Source organism: Vibrio sp. 1249-1, assembly GCF_033340495.1.
On the sequence record NZ_JAWOWJ010000265.1, the window covers coordinates 1 to 898 of the forward strand.

An 898-nucleotide genomic window follows, 5' to 3' on the forward strand; every position below is an offset into this window, starting at 1 on the left:
AAGCCGGGGGTTAACCAGATCATCCCGATAGCCGTTGGTCATCCGAACCGAATCGTCACGCCTTTCAGCAATCCTGAGATCGTTTCAACATCTCTGACCGGGGCGACGGATAACGGCCAGTGTGGTGAGGTCTGCATCAAAGAGAATGTGGTCTATGTCGCCACGGATAAGCAGTATCCGGTGACTATGTTCATTACTGAAAAAGGCTCGGAAGCCCAAGCTCTCAGCCTGACGATGGTTCCCCGTCGTATTCCGCCCAGAGAAGTCTTTCTCAAGCTCGATGGTGGTGTAGGTATCACTGGTGCTTTTGCCAATACCAAGGCTGAGACCTGGGAACAGAGCCAGCCTTATGTCGAAACCATCCGGTCAGTATTCCGAAAGATTGCTCTTGGTGAAGTCCCTCAAGGTTACACGTTGAACCGCATCCCTGCTGGTGCTGCGGTGCCGAGCTGCGCTCATCCTGGGGTAAAGGTGGATTTCAGCAAGGGGCAATACATGATGGGCCACCACCTTAACGTGTTCATCGGTGTCGCCCTGAACGTCTCTGATCAGCCTATTGAGTTCAAAGAGGCGTTGTGTGGGAGCTGGGATGTGGCTGCGGTGACTACGTGGCCGCTTAACGTGCTTGAGCCCGGCCAGAAGACGGAGATCTATGTGGCGAAGAAGCAGAAGCGTGGTCTCGCACCAACGTCTAAGCGTCCATCGCTGCTGGGAGGTGCCCAATGATTAAGCGATTTTGGACACAGTTAGACCCCAACAAGAAGCGTTGGGTGTCTATCGCTGGCGGCGTCTGCGTTCTTTTTGCGGTCGTGACAATGTTCTCTGGTGAACCCAAGAAAGAAGAGAAGCGCGGTCGCCAATAAACCATCAAGCACGTTCTCACAGACAAAAACACCCG

General features: G+C 53.7%; 1 protein-coding gene. It reads left to right on the forward strand.

Annotated elements, in window-relative coordinates; genetic code table 11:
- Positions 1–726 (forward strand): type-F conjugative transfer system secretin TraK (locus R7Z50_RS25740; RefSeq protein WP_318149508.1); only part of this gene is annotated, 726 nt, incomplete at its 5' end.
- Positions 727–898: the final 172 nt, after the last annotated feature.